We start from the raw sequence: 16,204 nt of genomic DNA on the forward strand, positions 1-16,204 counted from the left end.
TTAAAATTAAAATCTGTCCTATATTAATAAAATTATAACATATTTTTATAAAATTTTGAAGTTTTTTAAATTTATGTTATTTGATGAAAATACAGGACTCAGCCATGCTATAGTCCTGTATAAAACTTACTAATCCCCGAAAGAAATTCCTATTTTTTTAGCTATTGTAACTAATTCACAATCTGGATTAACTTGTTTAGTATGCTGACCAATAACATTTTCTAATGTATCATTTGTTAGCTTATCCCCTTTTAAACAAACCATACTTCCGAAAAGTCCTTCATTTATCATTTCAACAGCCCCAACACCATATCTTGTTGATAATATTCTATCAAAAGTTGAAGCATTTCCACCTCTTTGAATATGACCAAGAACAGTGCACCTGACTTCATGATCTTTAATTACTTTTTCTAGATCGTCAGCTAATTTATTACCTATTCCACCAAGTCTAATTGGATCTGGACTATCTGCTACAATTTTTGAAACAACAACATCACCATCTTTAGACTTTGCACCTTCAGCAACAACTATAATAGTAAATAGTTTTCCTTCTGCTTTTCTTTGATTAACTTTTTCTACTATTTTGTTAATATCGTATGGAATTTCAGGTAGAAGAATTACATCAGCAGATCCTGCTATTCCTGATTCAAGAGCTATCCATCCAGCCCCTCTTCCCATTACTTCACATAACATTATTCTATGATGTGATTCAGCTGTTGTATGAAGTCTATCTAAAGCTTCTGTTGCAACATCAATTGCTGTATTAAATCCAAATGTTACATCTGTTGATGCTAAATCATTATCTATAGTTTTAGGAACTCCTATAACTTTAACTCCTTTTCTTGAGAAATCTCTAGCTGAAGTTAAAGTTCCATCGCCTCCTATTACTACTAATACGTCAACACCCTCCATTTTTAAGTTCTCAACTGCTACATCAGAAACGTCTTTCTTAACCATTTCTCCATTTTCTTCTACTGAATAATCAAAAAGATTATCTTTGTTTGAACTATAAAGAATTGTTCCGCCTCTATGGAGAATTCCAGATACTGATTCTAAAGTTAATGGAATATAATCGTTATTATATAAACCACGATATCCAAATTTATATCCTATAACCTCATAACCATAATTTAAAATAGCAGTTCTAGTAACCGCTCTAATTACCGCATTAAGCCCTGGACAATCCCCGCCTCCAGTTAATAAGGCTATTTTTTTTATCTTTTTTGTCATCTCAAAAATCCCCCTCTACCCATTTTATACCTGTTATTAATTAAATCTTCTTTATTTTCTGATAATTTCAAACAAAAAAAATTTAATTCCTTTTCATAGTGACATTTACGCGATACATAATGCAATTGTTTTCAAATTTAACATTAAAAGTAAACTGTTCTTTTTTTTATAATATCATAATTTTGGAATATATTAAAGATTTTTTTTGATTTAATGGTATTTTTTTCATAATATTATTTCAAAATTTCCCCTCTAACTTTTTCCCATTCATCCTCTTTGTATTCTCCGTCAAAATTTCTTAAATTATCATGAATATCTAAGTAAAATCCTTTTTCATCTATTAAATTTTTTTCTATTATTTTTTTAATCCCATCTTCTTTAAATAATAAATTCCATTCATCTTGAGATATATAATTTTTGTAGTCATCATATTCATCTTTACTTATAAATGTATCATATCTGCCATCAAAGAATACCATAACATCATCATTTATTTTTATTATTTTTTCTACCATCGCCCATAATGGTTCCTTCTTACTATCAGTTTTTATTAAAACAACCAAACTATCATTTAAATTCATAAGTTTTGCTAACTGAACTCTACTCATACCGATATCATTTTTAATCCATTTTTTATTTTCTAAAATCTCTTTAACACTATTTATCAAATCCATAATAACACACTCCTTTACATTATTATTTGTAAATAAAAAAAATAAATTCAGCCAAATAAAAATTTGACTGAATTTATTAAAACTTTATAATGCTGGTAATGCAATTACCCCTGCAAATACTAATACTGCAAGTAAAACACCTACTGCAATTCTGTATACTGCAAATATTCTCATAGGTTTCTTCTTTAAGTAACTTACAAACTTATTCATTACAACTAATGCAACGATAAATGCAACTACGAACCCAACTCCAAGTGCAACCCAATTTGTTGCATCCATTATTGAATAATCAAATTTAATCATATCTAATAATGTTGATCCAAACATTGCTGGTATTGCTAAGAAGAATGAAAATTCAGCAGCAACTGGTGTTGATAATCCACCGATCCAACCACCCATTATTGTTGAAGCACTTCTTGACATTCCTGGCCACATTGCAAAACATTGTGCCACTCCAACTATCAATGCTTCTTTAGGTGTAATTTTATCTATATTATTTGCTTTTGGTCTTCTTTTTCTATATATATTTTCTATAACTATTAAAAGTATACCCCCGACTATAAATCCGTAGATTACAGCTACTGGTGTAAATAAAGTTTTTATCGCATCATGTAATGCAAGTCCAACTATAAGTGCTGGTATTGATCCAACTATTACATTAATTCCGAATCTAAAACCTGTTTTTCCTTCTTTACCTTTTGTAAATATATATTGGAAAAATTCAACTACACTGCTACTAATCTTTTTCCAATAAAGTACTACGACTGCTAATATAGCTCCTAGTTGTATAACAACTGTGAACATGTTCGCAAAGTCTCCTGTAAAATTAATCAAGTCTCCTACTAAAATCATATGTCCTGTTGAAGATACAGGAACGAATTCTGTAAGACCTTCTACTATTGCTATAATAATTGCTTTAAGTATTAAGATTAAATCTAAACCCACCAATTCTCACTCACTTTCATAATTTATTGACTTTATAATTATAATTGCAATATTCATAGTTGTCTACATTATTTACCTAATCGTATTAAATTTTACAAAACTTAAGGTTATTAATTTAAATAAAAACAGGTTGTATCAAAATTTGATACAACCTATTTTTTAATTTATATTATTTTAAAACACTAGCAACAATCTTTTCTTTTTCTTCTGAAACATTAGGTACAAAACTCTTAAGTAAAGTAAATTCACCTTTTAGTTCATAATCCCCAAGATATGCAGGTATTAATATACTGTCACCCATTTTAATTTCTAAAGCTTCCCCATTAGAAATTATTTCTCCATTTCCTTCAACACAAGTAAATAAGTAAAATCTATTTTTATCACTTGATTCTTTAGCACTAGTTTTAACTTCATATTTTTCTATTGCAAAATATTCACCTAAGCAAAGTACTGTTTTATCATATCCCTCTTCATGAATTGTGATACCTTTAATATTTTCTCCCTTTAATGAAAAATCAATTACATCTAAAGCTTTTGCTACGTGAATTTCTCTTCCTCTATTATAGTCATATACTCTATATGTTGTATCACTATTTTGTTGTATTTCTGCAATTACAACACCTTCACAAATTGCATGAACTAATCCACTTTTAACGTAGAACATATCACCTTTTTTAACTTTTATTTCATTTAAGTATGGAGATAAGTCTCCTTCTTTTATTGCTCTTTCAAATGTTTTTTTATCGCAATCTTTAGTACCAACAATAAGTGTAGCGCCTTCCTTTGCATCAACAACATACCAAGCTTCTGTTTTTCCAAGGTCATTATCTTCTCTCTTTGCATATTCATCTCCTGGATGAACTTGAACTGATAACTTATCGTTAGCATTTATAAGTTTTATTAATAATGGGAAATTATCTGCTTCAATTTTATCTCCAACAAGCTTATGTCCTAAATTCTTTAAAAGCTCATCAAATTTCATTCCTTTAAATTCGCCATTTTCAACTACTCCAGTTCCATTTCTATGGCAAGCTATATCCCATGTTTCTCCTATTAATCCTTCCTTTGGCATGTTATCTCTAAACTTTTCTAAGTCTCTGCCACCCCAAATTTTATCGTAATATAAGTTTTCAAATTTAATTGGATACATACACCTAACTCCTTCTCATGCGTTCTTTTATTAATATAATATTTCAACTTGAGAGATATCTAATTTTTTATAATTACCATCTTCAAGTTCTTTATTTGCTCTTTTTATTGTATCATAATTATTCTTTATAGAATTCTTAATTAAAATATCTTCTACATTATCTTTTAACTGCTCTGAAGACTTCATATTTTCATAAGCTCTACCAAGTTCTTCTGAATATACTGCATAATAAATAGCCGCATTATTTAATGCTTTTGCATTATTTTCATTAATTTTATAAGCACTCTTAATAGCTTCTATAGCCTTATCTCCATCTTCATTTTTAAGATAACAAGCACCTAGCATATTAAAATATCCATCATTTGAATCATCAACTTGTACTAAAAGCTCTAAGTTTTTTATAGCACCTTTAAGATCATCCTTTTTCATATTTATAATCGCCATATTATAGTAATTCTCTGCTCTTTTATCTTCTAATGAAGACGCTAATTTATAGTAGTTATATGCAGTTTCTATGTTTTGTTTTACTTGATCATAAAATACAGCAGCATTTTCTACCATTTCATAATTATAAGGTTCATAATACATACCTCTTCTTAAATATGAAGGTATTGCATCTATATTATCTTGTTTTATAAGCATATTACTAAATAACTCTGCGTATATCTTTCCATAATCACCATTTAACTTAGAACATTCCATTCCATATTCTATAGTCTTTTTGTAATTTTCATCTTTAAGATAATCTTCTGCAATTATATAGTTTGCACCATAATTATTTTTATACTCTTCCTTTATATACTCAATGCTATCTTCATAGCTTCCATTAAGCGCTTTACTTATATCTATCTTTATAGAATGAGCTAATAATGAATTACTATTAGCATCACTTATTGAATTAATAATAGATTTAGCCTCTTCTACTTTCATTTTATCTAAAGAATACATCTTTGATATAATAATCTTATTAAAATCATCTTCTTTGCTATTATTATAAAGATTTTCTATATATTTTTTACTATCTTCGTTTTTACTTGAAACAACTTCCTCAATTACATCTAATATTCTTATCTCGTTGTTATCCTTTTCAAATGAACTTTTTAAAAGTTCAAATGCCTTTTCATTATTATCTACTATTATATTTAAATTTGCAACTTCTGCAAGTTCATATGAATTATCATCTACATTAATATTGTCTACCATATCTTTAGCCTTACCTTTATCCCCATTAGCTAAATACACTGCTACCATAGTTTTTCTTAATTTTTTATTATTTTCGTTTGTCTTTAAAAAATCTTCTCCATATTCTTGTGCTTTACCATACTCTCCGTTCATTAAATAAGTAAAAGTTATGTAATTACCAATCTTCATATCATCTTCTTCATACTTTGCTTGTCCATCCTTCTTTATAAGGTCACACCTTTGTCTGTACGCTTTTTCTAATAATGAATTAGAAGCTGTTTTTTCACCTTTTAAAGAGTGTATTTCTGCCTTTTTCACTGTCCAAATTGGCCATTCCTTATCTGATTCTTTTTTAGAATATTCTTCTATAGCTAAATCATAATTACCAGCATAATATTCAACTTCTTTTTCATTTAGCATAAGTTCCACTTCAGTACCAACTGCTACTTTAGAAGCTACTACTACAATAATAGCGAATATCATCGTATAAGAAATTGTAATTACACTGCCTATATACGGCTTATCATTTACTATCTTTTTATACTTCACCCATATCTTCCCCATAAAACTCTTCATAAATTATCCCCCATAACTACATTTTGTTTTATATTTCTTCATGATATATTAAGAATTTATTCATATATTTAACATTTTATCAAATTTTTATTTATAAATCTACATTAATATACTATCTTCTGTTTTTTCTCTTTACAATATATTAATTTTATTGTATTTAAAAAGATTTCGATGTAATATATTTTTGTGATATACTAGTTATTATTTGTAAGGTGATTATTTATAATTAAATTGTATTAAAGGGTAACTTTACTTCTATTATGTAAATTATCCTTTCTATATATAACTGTATGTAATAAATTTTAGGGTGGTGAACGTTATTAATATAAAATCAGTTATAAGTATTATTTCAAGTAAAATAGTACTTTTCATATCAAAGAATTTCTTAAAAGGTGGTAGTACCTTCCCAGGAAGAGTTGCCTTAAAATTAGATAGAAATATTTTAAAAACTGTTTCTAAAGGTTATAAGGTTGTTCTTGTAACTGGTACTAATGGAAAAACAACTACAACAAGTATGATTACAAATATTTTAAAAGAGAATAATTTCGAAGTAATAACAAACAACACAGGGGCTAACCTTTTCCCAGGTATAGTTGCTTGTTTTATTGATAACTTTAAATTCTCAAGTAATAATAGTACTAAATATGCTGTTATTGAAGTTGATGAAGCTAATGTTAAATTCATTACTGAATACATAAGTCCTGAACTACTTACTGTAACAAACTTATTTAGAGATCAATTGGACAGATATGGTGAAGTTTATACTACTCTTACAAAAATTTTAGAAGGAGTTACTAAATCTCCAACTACTAAACTTGTATTAAATGGTGATGAATCTTTACTAGGAAAATTAGATTTAAAAAATCCTACAGATTTTTATGGATTTAGTGTTCCAGTTAAAGAAAACACCAAACTTGATGTAAATGCAGATTCGAAGTTCTGTAAATTTTGTAAATCTCCATATGAATATAATTTTATAACTTACAATCACTTAGGAGACTTTTATTGTCCTAGCTGCGGATATAAAAGACATACTCTTAAATATTCTGTTGATGAAATTATAAATATTACTCCTGATTATTCAGAGGTTGTTATTAATGGCAGCAACATTACAATTAGTCAGTCTGGTGTTTATAATATTTACAATGGTCTTTGTGCTTATTCAATCGCTAAAGAACTTGGAGTTTCTGATAAAGTAATTGCAAAATCTTTAGGAAAGCAAGACTCAAGCTTCGGAAGGCAAGAGACTATTAATATTGATGGTAAGAATGTAAAAATAATTCTTGTTAAAAATCCAGCAGGATATAACCAAGCACTTGATACACTATGTTTAAATAAAGAACCATTTTCTGCTTTATTTATGCTAAATGATAATTATGCAGACGGACGAGATGTATCTTGGATATGGGATGTTAACTTTGAAAAGTTACACACTTTACCTATGAACAATGTATTTGTTTCAGGTATGAGAATGTATGATATGGCAGTAAGACTTAAAACAGCTGGTCTTAATAAAGATAAATTTATATTAGAAGAAGATTACGAAAAGTTAACTAATAAAATAAAAGAGTGTGATGATACTAATATTTATATTCTTGCAACTTATACTGCAATGATTAATTATAGAAAACATCTTCACTCAAAAGGTTACATTAAGAAACTTTGGTAAAAGGAGGCGTTAAGCTATGGAATTAAACATTTGTCACTTATATCCAGACCTTTTAAATGTTTATGGTGATGTTGGAAATATTTTAATTTTAAAATCTAGAGCAGAAAGTCGTGGAATAACTGTTAATATTCATAATGTATCAATTAACGATGATTTTAATGCTGATGATTTTGATATTGTATTTTTTGGTGGTGGTCAAGATTACGAACAATCAATCGTTTCAGATGACTTAAAAAATAATAAAACAATTGAACTTACAAGATACGTAGAAGATTCAAAAGTTTTAATTGCAATATGCGGTGGTTATCAATTACTTGGTAAATATTACAGAGCACCTAACGGTGAAAAGCTTGAAGGTCTTGGTATTCTTAATATTTATACTGAAGGTGGAGATACTCGTTTTATTGGTAATACTATAATTCACAATGATGAGTTTAATCAAACATATGTTGGTTTTGAAAACCATTCAGGAAGAACATATATAAATGATTTAAAACCACTTGGAAAAGTAATTGAAGGTTACGGAAACAATGGAGAAGATGGTCATGAAGGATGTATTTATAAAAATACTTTTGGAACTTACTTCCACGGTTCTCTTCTTTCTAAAAATCCTGAACTTGCAGATAAATTTTTAGAACTTGCCCTTAATAAAAAGTATGATGAAGTTTGTCTTGATAAATTAGATGATACTTTTGAACTTAGTGGTAAGGAATGTATTTTAAAAAGATTTGAAAATAAAGATAAATAATAAAAAAGCACTTACAAAGAATTTAAACTTTCTTTGTAAGTGTTTTTTTATTGCCTATTTATTACTTTTCCATTTTTTAAATATTGGATTTCTTCTTTTGTGATATTATTTAAAGTTTTAAATTCGTAATTTAGTAATTTGTATTCTTGTATTATACTATCTAATGTTGTTGCTGTACTCTTCTTCCCTTCTGCATCATGCATTAAAACAACTTCAATCTTATAAGTTCCCGCACTATTTTTTATATTTTTCTTTATAGATTCACTAGATACTTTTGCAGCTGATGCATCTCCTGAATCAACATTCCAGTCTATGTACATAATATTTTTGTTTAAAAGTTCTGTTTTAATACTATCTAGTACATTTTTCTTACAAACAAGATTTGTTGAACCTCCAGGTAATCTTACAAACTTAGCTTTTGTATTCTCTCCTAAAAGTTTGTTTATTTTACTTTGACAGCAATTCAAATCTTTAAAGTATGAGTCTTTGCTTTCATAAACTTCATTGTACTCATGTATGTTACAATGTGGATAGATAGCCATACCAGCTTTTTTTAAGTTTTTTATGTTTTCTTTGTTATTTTCGGCACTTCTTCCTACAACGAAGAAAGTAGCCTTTACGCCATTTTTATTTAGAACATCTAATATGTTTGCTGTATTTGTTCTAGATGGCCCGTCATCAAAGGTTAGATACACTATTTTTTTATTTTGAGTAGTACAGTTCACAGGAATACAAGCCCAGCTAATTGTTATAGTTAGTATAATTGCAATTATTGTTGGTATTTTCTTTAAAACTTTTATACTATCACCCCCTTATTTATAGTTTGCCTACAATCTTCATTTTTATTTAATTATATTGTAAGAATTTAATGGGTATTTTCAGGTAATGTTTATTGTTATATGCAGCTATCGGTGTTATACTTTTTTTTAGGCACGTCCATTTTATTAATATCAAAATTACAAACGAGGTGGAGAAATGAGTTTTACTAAGAAGGGTTTACTACTAAAAACAATGGCTTTTGTTTTTGTTATTTCTTTATTAGCTCCTCTAGGAGTTATTAAATCATATGCAGATACACAAACGCCTGAACCATCAATAACAGCAAAATATGCTATTACTATGGATTTAAAAACTGGAGAAGTTATATATTCAAAAAATGCAGATGCAAAAGCGTATCCTGCAAGTATAACTAAGCTGTTAACTGCATTAATATTTGCAGATAATGCACACAAAACTGATACAATTAAATTTACTGAGTCTGCAAAAGCTCAACCTCCATATTCACTACATTCTAATTGGCCTGGTGTCACAATGAAAGTTTCTGATACAATGTCAGCTGATGATGTAATGAAAGGGTTACTAATGTTCTCAGGAAATGATGCAGCTTATATGATAGCTGATCACGTTTCTGGAAATGCGGAAAACTTTGCAGTACTTATGAATAAGAAGGCTCAAGAAATAGGTATGAAAAACAGTCATTTTGTAACACCTAACGGTTTACACGATGCTGACCATTATACAACTGCTTATGATTTAGCTTTACTTACAAGAGAAGCTTTTAAAAACCCATGGGTTAAAGAAGTTATGGAAACTAAAAATGCAACTATTTCAATCGGTGGAAAAACTGTAAATTTAGAAAATAGAAATAAAACATTAGGTAAATATGGTAATGAAGCTGGTAAAACAGGTACTACTAACCAAGCTGGTGAATGCCTAGCTTCTGTTTATAATAGAGATGGAAGAGAAATCATTGGTATTGTTTTAAATTCATCAGTAAGTGCTAATGATACAACAAGATATAATGATATGAATGCTATTATGGATTATAGCTATAATGCTAAACCAGCTGTTTACAAATCAACTGGTGATTCAATTCAGAACGTAACTTTAAATTATAAAATGTTTAAGTTCTTCGGTCCTGAAAAAACAATAGAAGCACCAGTAAAGTTATCAGAAGATGCTATGCTTTATAAAAATTCATTTAATGATAAAAATGTAGCTATAGATTTTAATTCTGATAGTCATGATGCATGGTCTGTTGCAGCTCATAATAATGTTGATCTTTCACTTTCAGCGAAAAATTATACTACTACTTTAAAAGGTAATATTGGAGTATCAATAGGTCAATTATTAAAGGCAAACATGTTTGCTTACCTTGGTGTTGTTTTAGCTATAGTTATTATAGTTTTAATAATAATACTACTTATAAGAACAATTAACAAAAGACGTTACAGTAAAAGACGTTATGGAAATTACAGAAGATATTAATATTTAGTGCGGAAAAAAAGTAGAGAATATATATTCTCTACTTTTTATTTTTACTTTGTTTTATTGTCTTTTTTTTTGATTTTATTTTTACATTTACTTTGTTCTTATTTTTAACTTTATCACTATAAACTTTCTTTTCTACTTTACTTTCTTTATCATTATTTTTTGTAACTTTCTTCTTCATAACTGAATAGCCAAATGATCCAATTGATGTTCTAGGAAGCTTATAATATTCTCCGTGACAATAAGCTAAAAGATCTCCCTGTTCAAAGTGTATCTTTCCTTTTTCATCTATTAAGTCTTCATTTATGTGAGAACCTAATACTTCAGCTACAAACATATCATGACTTCCAAGTGCGGTAACACTCTTAACTCTACACTCTATATTTATTGGACACTCCTCGATATAGGATGCATTTATATGAGTGCATTTTTTCATTGTAAATTTCATTTCTTCAATTTTATCCACTTTTCTTCCACTTCTAACACCACAAAAGTCAACCTGTTTTGTCATCCCAGCATGAGGGATATTAACGACAAACTCCATACTTTCTTTTATATATTCATATGATAATCTTTCTGGTCTTATTGAAATTGATAACATTGGTGGTCTTGTGCAAACTGTTCCTGCCCATCCAACAGTAAATACATTCTCTTTTCCATCATTATTTTTGGATGAAATAAGTACTACCGGAACCGGGTTTAAAACTACACTTCCTTTAAAATCTCTCTTTTCCATTCTTTTGTTACTCCCATTCTTTCCATATTTCAGGTTTATATCCAACAGTCGCAATCTTTCCGTTTCTTACTATTGGTGTATTTATTAAACTTTGATCTTTTAAGAGTATTTCAAGCTTCATGTCACTACTTCTTATTTTATCTAAGTTAGACTTTTTATATCCTTTTGACTTAACGTTAATAAGCTCACTTAAAGCTATTGATTTTTTAATATTATCAAGTTCACCCTTAGAAATTCCTTTTTCTTTCATATCTCTAAAAGAATAGCTTATATTTCTTTCTTTAAAGTATCTCTCTGCTTTTTTTGTATCAAAGCATTTTTTAGTTCCAAATATTTGTATATTCATTATTCAATCAACTCTTCTCTATTATTAAATATATTTTAATAACCCAATTGGCGAATCTATAAAATAATCAGGTTTTACTTTTTCTAACCTCTTTATATCAAGCGCTGTATATTTAACTCCACAAGTCTTGCACCCAGCATTCTTCCCACAAAGCAAATCAAAATGACTATCTCCAACCATTATAGTATCTTCTGGTTTAACATTTAACTTTTCACATGCATACAAAGCTGGCTCTCCTTCTGGTTTATGCTTTTTAGTATATTCAGGAGTTACTATTACATCCATATAATTTATTATTTTGGATATTTCCATACCTCTTATAGCAAGTATCTCTCTTTTTGATGTTACTATCCCAATTTTTATTCCTTTTCTCTTAAGTTCTTTTAAAAGATCCTCTACTTCATCAAAGGCATCACACATATCATCATGTAATTCTTCATTGTAAGTCCTATACATACTAATTAGGTTTTCTATATTTTCTTCATTAGTATACTTTTTAAAACTTTCCTGAAGTGGTTGTCCAAACATACTTGTTATTTCATTTTTTGATACTTCTAAATTTAAACCTTCTCTAAATGTATGATCAAAGGATTTACAAATAAGTTCATTAGTATTTATTAATGTTCCATCTAAATCAAATAAAACTGCCTTTATCACCTTATAACCTCCTTTTATCTTCACATATAATCGTTATTATATCAAAATTTCAAATGTATTACTATTTAATATATGTGAATTGAATTATATATTTTTTTATGATATTATCATCTACGTAGAATCTAAAATGGAGGTTTGTCATGGAAGTACAACTTAAGCATAGAGATTTTTATTTTGATACACTTAAAGGTTTTCTAATAATATGTGTTATTGTCGGAAATTCATTAGAACTTGCAAGTCCTCAGAATATTAATACGCATTATTTTATATTATTTTTATATATTTTTCACATGCCACTTTTTACATTCGTTTCAGGTTATTTTTCAAAACTTAGTAAACGAACTACAGCACAAAAAGTAAAATCAACATTTAAATTGTATGTAATTGCACAATTTATATACACTATTTTTTATAAATACATTTTAGGAAATGGTAGTTATAAGTTTGAATTACTTTATGCAAAATGGACACTTTGGTATTTATTATCCCTTACTTGTTGGTATATATTATCTGACTATGTAACTGATAAGAAAAAATGGCTCATAGGTTCAATCATTGTATCACTTTTAATTGGATTTGATAATACAGTTGGAAGTCTTGGCAGTGTATCTAGAACAGTTTTCTTCTTTCCATTCTTTGTTGCTGGAATGTCTTTTGATAAAAAATATATAGAACTCTTAAAAAAACATATTCTTAAGCTTGTAAGTGCATCTTTAATAGTTCTAATCGTATTATATTTTGTTGCACCTTATACAAAAATGGAATTATTCTTTGAATTATCAAGCTATTCTAGCTATTATGATAATATGATATTCCCATTAACACTTAGATTATTTCATTACATTAGTGCATTTATAGTTGGAGCATTAATTCTTACATTTATACCAAGCAAAAAAACAATACTAGCTCCACTTGGACAAAATTCATTGATTTTATATTTACTTCACTCAGGTATTAGTTACATTCTCATTGGCTGGGGTGTTGCAAGGTATGATAATATTCTATATTTAATTTTATCTGAAATGCTAATAGTTATAACTACCGTTATACTAGCAACATTATTTGTAAAAGCAAAAAACAAATATAAATCTAAAAGAGCATTATAAAAAGTTAATCAAAAAAAGTCTAAAAGTATTTTATTCTTAAAATATTTTTAGACTTTTTTTCTTATTATCCCTTGTAGTTTAACATTATCACATAATTTGTCATACTATAAACCATAAGTAATTTTTTTGTTATGGAAGGAATATATTATGAAAAAAAAATCTAAAATCGCTCTTTTCTTAGCTGTTATTTTTTCATTATCAGTCTGCTTTACTGGATGCTTTAAGAAAGATAACACTTCTGAACGAAAAACAGTTCGCTTAAATGAGGTAGTTCGTTCTATATTCTATGCACCTATGTATGTTTCAATAAATGAAGGCTTCTTTGAAGATGAAGGCATAAATATAGATTTATCAACTGGTCAAGGTGCTGATAAGGTTATGCAAAATGTTCTATCTAAAAATTCTGATATAGGTTTCTGTGGACCTGAGCAAGTTATATACATTTACAATCAAGGAAGAGAAGATTATCCTATTCTTTTTGCAGGACTTACTAAAAGAGATGGTTCTTTCTTAGTTGGAAGAGAAAAAGAAACTGACTTTACATGGAGTTCATTAAAAGGTAAAGATATAATCGGTGGAAGGCCTGGTGGTGTTCCTGAAATGTCACTTGAATATGTATTAAATAAAAATAATATAGTACCAAAGCAAGATGTAAATATGGTAACTAACTTAGATTTTACAGCAACAGCTGGTGCTTTTAAAGCCGGCACTGGTGATTATGTAGCACTATTTGAACCTACTGCTTCCATGCTTGAAAAAGAAGGTAGTGGTAATATAGTTGCTTCTATTGGGGAATCCTCTGGTGAAATGCCTTATACCTCTTTCTTTGCAACAAAATCTTATATGGATAATAATAAAGAAACAATCGAAAAGTTTACTCGGGCTATATATAAAGGACAAACTTGGTTTATAAATCACTCTTCCGAAGAAATAGCAGATTCAATAAGTTCATTTTTCCCTGGCACTGATAAAGATATCATGGTTTCTGTTATAGATAATTACAAGAAGATTGACGCTTTAGCAAGCGACCCAACTATTACTGAAGAAGGTTTAAATCATTTAATGGATATAATATCAGCTTATGATTCATCTCTTATTAAGTCTAGACCATCTTTCGATACTATTGTTAATACAGAATTTGCTGAAAAAGTCATATCTGAAAATGCTAAGTAACTTTAAATAGGGGCTCTTATAAAGCCCCTTAAAAATTATTGCCTTTTATTTATACATAACAATATTAAAGGTGGTGAAATTATTTTGGCTCTACTAAACATTAATAACTTGACAATGAATTATCACTCTCTAAAAGGAGAAACTGAAGCTATTAAGAACATTAGCTTCTCAGTCAATGAAAAAGATTTTTTAAGTATTCTTGGCCCCTCTGGCTGTGGTAAATCTACTTTGCTAAATATAATGAGTGGACTTATCCCTCAGTCTAGTGGGACTATCACATATAATAATTCTCCAATACAAAATAATTTAGATAAGATAGGTTATATGTTTCAAAAGGATCATTTATTTGAATGGACTTCAGTATGGAATAATGTAACACTTGGCTTGAAAATTAAAGGTCTTTTAAACGAAGAAAGTATAAATAGAGTTCAATCACTTTTAGATAATTATGACTTAAGTAAATTTAAAGATCATAAACCTTCTGAGTTATCAGGTGGAATGCGTCAAAGAGTATCTTTAATTAGAACTCTTGCTCTTAACCCTAAAGTACTATTTTTAGATGAACCATTCTCTGCCCTTGATTATCAAACAAGGTTAAATGTATGTGATGAAATATATGAAATAATAAAATTAGAAGGTAAAACTGCGGTAATGGTAACCCATGATATAGGAGAAGCAATATCCACGTCAAACAGAGTTCTTGTTTTATCAAAGCGCCCTGCTATTATACGTAATGAAATCCTTATTAATTTTAAAACTAAAGATTTAACTCCATTTAAGAAGAGAACTGAAAGTGAGTTTAAAGAATACTTTGATTTATTATGGAAGGAGCTTGATGACAATGCTTAGTCAAGAACACGCACTTTATTTAAAAAAACTAAAATTTGACAAATTCAAGGTTGCCTTCTTTAGAGTGTTTATACTAGTTTCTTTTATACTTCTTTGGGAAATAGCTGCATCTTATAAATGGATTGATCCATTTTTAACATCTTCTCCAAGTAGAATATTTGATTCACTAGTTCAATTTATTAATGAAGGAACCTTATTAACTCATATTTCTGTTACTTGTTATGAAACTATACTTGGTTTTTTACTTGGAACAATACTTGGAACTTTAATTGCTATAATTCTTTGGTGGTGCCCCTTCACTTCAAAAGTGTTGGACCCTTATTTAGTTGTATTAAATGCACTTCCTAAAGTAGCATTAGCCCCAATTATAATATTTTGGGTTGGAAACGGAAAGGTTGCAATTATTGTAATAGCACTTTTAATTTCTATAGTGACTACTATAATAAGTGTTTTAACAGGTTTTAATGATATTGATAAAGAAAAACTTCTTCTTATGAAAACTTTCCAAGCTTCTAAATTACAAATACTACGTTATTTAATATTCCCTTATACAGTACCAGTTTTAATTTCTGCACTTAAAATTAATGTTGGACTTTCTTGGGTAGGTGTAATAATGGGAGAATTCTTAGTTGCACGAGAAGGTCTTGGATTCTTAATTGTATATGGAGGCCAAATATCTCAGCTTAATATGGTTATGATGAGTATCGTAATTCTTTCTGTAATAGCCTTCCTTATGTACAAAATAGTAGCTATTCTTGAAACTAAGTTTGTAAAAAATTAATTAACATTGTATTCACTTTTCATTAATACAAATTTTAACGATAACCATTTCATTAAGTTAAGCAGTGGGTTTAAGGAGATATTCTTCTTTTTAATCTACTGCTTCATTTTT

General features: G+C 28.4%; 16 protein-coding genes. 7 read left to right on the top strand and 9 right to left on the bottom strand.

From position 1 onward, the window contains the following. Nucleotides 1-129 precede the first annotated feature (129 nt). The 5 genes from RSF37_RS04460 to RSF37_RS04480 form a co-directional block, all read right to left on the bottom strand. Nucleotides 130-1,230, bottom strand: coding sequence for a 6-phosphofructokinase (locus tag RSF37_RS04460; protein ID WP_332563193.1), 1,101 nt, complete (start codon nt 1,228-1,230; stop codon nt 130-132). 233 nt (nt 1,231-1,463) lie between these two features. Next, nucleotides 1,464-1,904, bottom strand: coding sequence for a hypothetical protein (locus RSF37_RS04465; protein ID WP_332563194.1), 441 nt, complete (start codon nt 1,902-1,904; stop codon nt 1,464-1,466). An 84-nt stretch (nt 1,905-1,988) separates the two neighbouring features. Beyond that, on the bottom strand, nt 1,989-2,849 hold the full coding sequence (locus RSF37_RS04470) for an undecaprenyl-diphosphate phosphatase (RefSeq protein WP_332563195.1): 861 nt from the start codon (nt 2,847-2,849) through the stop codon (nt 1,989-1,991). 169 nt (nt 2,850-3,018) lie between these two features. Then, complete coding sequence (gene manA / locus RSF37_RS04475; RefSeq protein ID WP_332563196.1) at nt 3,019-3,999, bottom strand: mannose-6-phosphate isomerase, class I; 981 nt, start codon at nt 3,997-3,999, stop codon at nt 3,019-3,021. Between the two features lie 30 nt (nt 4,000-4,029). Then, on the bottom strand, nt 4,030-5,757 hold the full coding sequence (locus tag RSF37_RS04480; RefSeq protein ID WP_332563197.1) for a tetratricopeptide repeat protein: 1,728 nt from the start codon (nt 5,755-5,757) through the stop codon (nt 4,030-4,032). 310 nt (nt 5,758-6,067) lie between these two features. On the opposite strand from RSF37_RS04480, the gene RSF37_RS04485 reads away from it, so the two are divergent. Beyond that, on the top strand, nt 6,068-7,426 hold the full coding sequence (locus tag RSF37_RS04485; protein ID WP_332563198.1) for a Mur ligase family protein: 1,359 nt from the start codon (nt 6,068-6,070) through the stop codon (nt 7,424-7,426). A gap of 16 nt (nt 7,427-7,442) precedes the next feature. Next, nucleotides 7,443-8,174, top strand: a complete 732-nt coding sequence (locus tag RSF37_RS04490; protein WP_332563199.1) for a type 1 glutamine amidotransferase — start codon at nt 7,443-7,445, stop codon at nt 8,172-8,174. A 47-nt stretch (nt 8,175-8,221) separates the two neighbouring features. On the opposite strand, the gene RSF37_RS04495 is transcribed toward RSF37_RS04490, so the two are convergent. Next, nucleotides 8,222-8,899 (bottom strand): polysaccharide deacetylase family protein, encoded by a 678-nt coding sequence (locus RSF37_RS04495; RefSeq protein WP_332563200.1) that lies wholly within the window; start codon nt 8,897-8,899, stop codon nt 8,222-8,224. 250 nt (nt 8,900-9,149) lie between these two features. On the opposite strand from RSF37_RS04495, the gene RSF37_RS04500 reads away from it, so the two are divergent. Continuing rightward, nucleotides 9,150-10,442 (top strand): D-alanyl-D-alanine carboxypeptidase family protein, encoded by a 1,293-nt coding sequence (locus tag RSF37_RS04500; protein WP_332563201.1) that lies wholly within the window; start codon nt 9,150-9,152, stop codon nt 10,440-10,442. 37 nt (nt 10,443-10,479) lie between these two features. Here the strand turns inward: RSF37_RS04500 and RSF37_RS04505 are convergent, their stop codons facing one another. Genes RSF37_RS04505 through ppaX form a run of 3 tightly spaced genes read right to left on the bottom strand, consistent with a single transcriptional unit; the run spans nt 10,480 to nt 12,184 of the window. Then, nucleotides 10,480-11,181 (bottom strand): flavin reductase family protein, encoded by a 702-nt coding sequence (locus RSF37_RS04505; RefSeq protein WP_332563202.1) that lies wholly within the window; start codon nt 11,179-11,181, stop codon nt 10,480-10,482. Nucleotides 11,182-11,188: 7 nt separating this feature from the next. Next, complete coding sequence (locus RSF37_RS04510; RefSeq protein WP_332563203.1) at nt 11,189-11,527, bottom strand: arsenate reductase family protein; 339 nt, start codon at nt 11,525-11,527, stop codon at nt 11,189-11,191. A 24-nt stretch (nt 11,528-11,551) separates the two neighbouring features. Then, the gene (ppaX, locus tag RSF37_RS04515) at nt 11,552-12,184 is read right to left on the bottom strand and encodes a pyrophosphatase PpaX (RefSeq protein WP_332563204.1); all 633 of its coding nucleotides are present in this window, start codon (nt 12,182-12,184) and stop codon (nt 11,552-11,554) included. A gap of 140 nt (nt 12,185-12,324) precedes the next feature. Between ppaX and RSF37_RS04520 the strand changes: the two genes are divergently transcribed. The 4 genes from RSF37_RS04520 (at nt 12,325) to RSF37_RS04535 (ending at nt 16,093) form a co-directional block, all read left to right on the top strand. After that, on the top strand, nt 12,325-13,290 hold the full coding sequence (locus RSF37_RS04520) for an acyltransferase family protein (RefSeq protein WP_332563205.1): 966 nt from the start codon (nt 12,325-12,327) through the stop codon (nt 13,288-13,290). Between the two features lie 147 nt (nt 13,291-13,437). Further along, nucleotides 13,438-14,463 (top strand): ABC transporter substrate-binding protein, encoded by a 1,026-nt coding sequence (locus tag RSF37_RS04525; protein ID WP_332563206.1) that lies wholly within the window; start codon nt 13,438-13,440, stop codon nt 14,461-14,463. Between the two features lie 84 nt (nt 14,464-14,547). After that, nucleotides 14,548-15,312, top strand: a complete 765-nt coding sequence (locus RSF37_RS04530) for an ABC transporter ATP-binding protein (protein WP_332563207.1) — start codon at nt 14,548-14,550, stop codon at nt 15,310-15,312. Next, a complete protein-coding gene (locus tag RSF37_RS04535) occupies nt 15,305-16,093 on the top strand; it encodes an ABC transporter permease (RefSeq protein WP_442878704.1) in 789 nt (262 codons plus the stop codon). Before RSF37_RS04530 ends, RSF37_RS04535 begins: the two co-directional genes overlap by 8 nt. The last annotated feature ends 111 nt before the right edge of the window (nt 16,094-16,204 follow it).

Source organism: Clostridium sp. (assembly GCF_036643715.1).
Taxonomy (GTDB): Bacteria; Bacillota; Clostridia; order Clostridiales; family Clostridiaceae; genus Clostridium.

Coding starts and splice junctions, on each gene's coding strand:
- RSF37_RS04460 (WP_332563193.1), bottom strand. CDS start 1,230: ATGACAAAAAAGATAAAAAAAATAGCCTTATTAACTGGAGGCGGGGAT.
- RSF37_RS04465 (WP_332563194.1), bottom strand. CDS start 1,904: ATGGATTTGATAAATAGTGTTAAAGAGATTTTAGAAAATAAAAAATGG.
- manA (WP_332563196.1), bottom strand. CDS start 3,999: ATGTATCCAATTAAATTTGAAAACTTATATTACGATAAAATTTGGGGT.
- RSF37_RS04480 (WP_332563197.1), bottom strand. CDS start 5,757: ATGAAGAGTTTTATGGGGAAGATATGGGTGAAGTATAAAAAGATAGTA.
- RSF37_RS04490 (WP_332563199.1), top strand. CDS start 7,443: ATGGAATTAAACATTTGTCACTTATATCCAGACCTTTTAAATGTTTAT.
- RSF37_RS04500 (WP_332563201.1), top strand. CDS start 9,150: ATGAGTTTTACTAAGAAGGGTTTACTACTAAAAACAATGGCTTTTGTT.
- RSF37_RS04505 (WP_332563202.1), bottom strand. CDS start 11,181: ATGGAAAAGAGAGATTTTAAAGGAAGTGTAGTTTTAAACCCGGTTCCG.
- RSF37_RS04510 (WP_332563203.1), bottom strand. CDS start 11,527: ATGAATATACAAATATTTGGAACTAAAAAATGCTTTGATACAAAAAAA.
- RSF37_RS04520 (WP_332563205.1), top strand. CDS start 12,325: ATGGAAGTACAACTTAAGCATAGAGATTTTTATTTTGATACACTTAAA.
- RSF37_RS04525 (WP_332563206.1), top strand. CDS start 13,438: ATGAAAAAAAAATCTAAAATCGCTCTTTTCTTAGCTGTTATTTTTTCA.
- RSF37_RS04535 (WP_442878704.1), top strand. CDS start 15,305: ATGCTTAGTCAAGAACACGCACTTTATTTAAAAAAACTAAAATTTGAC.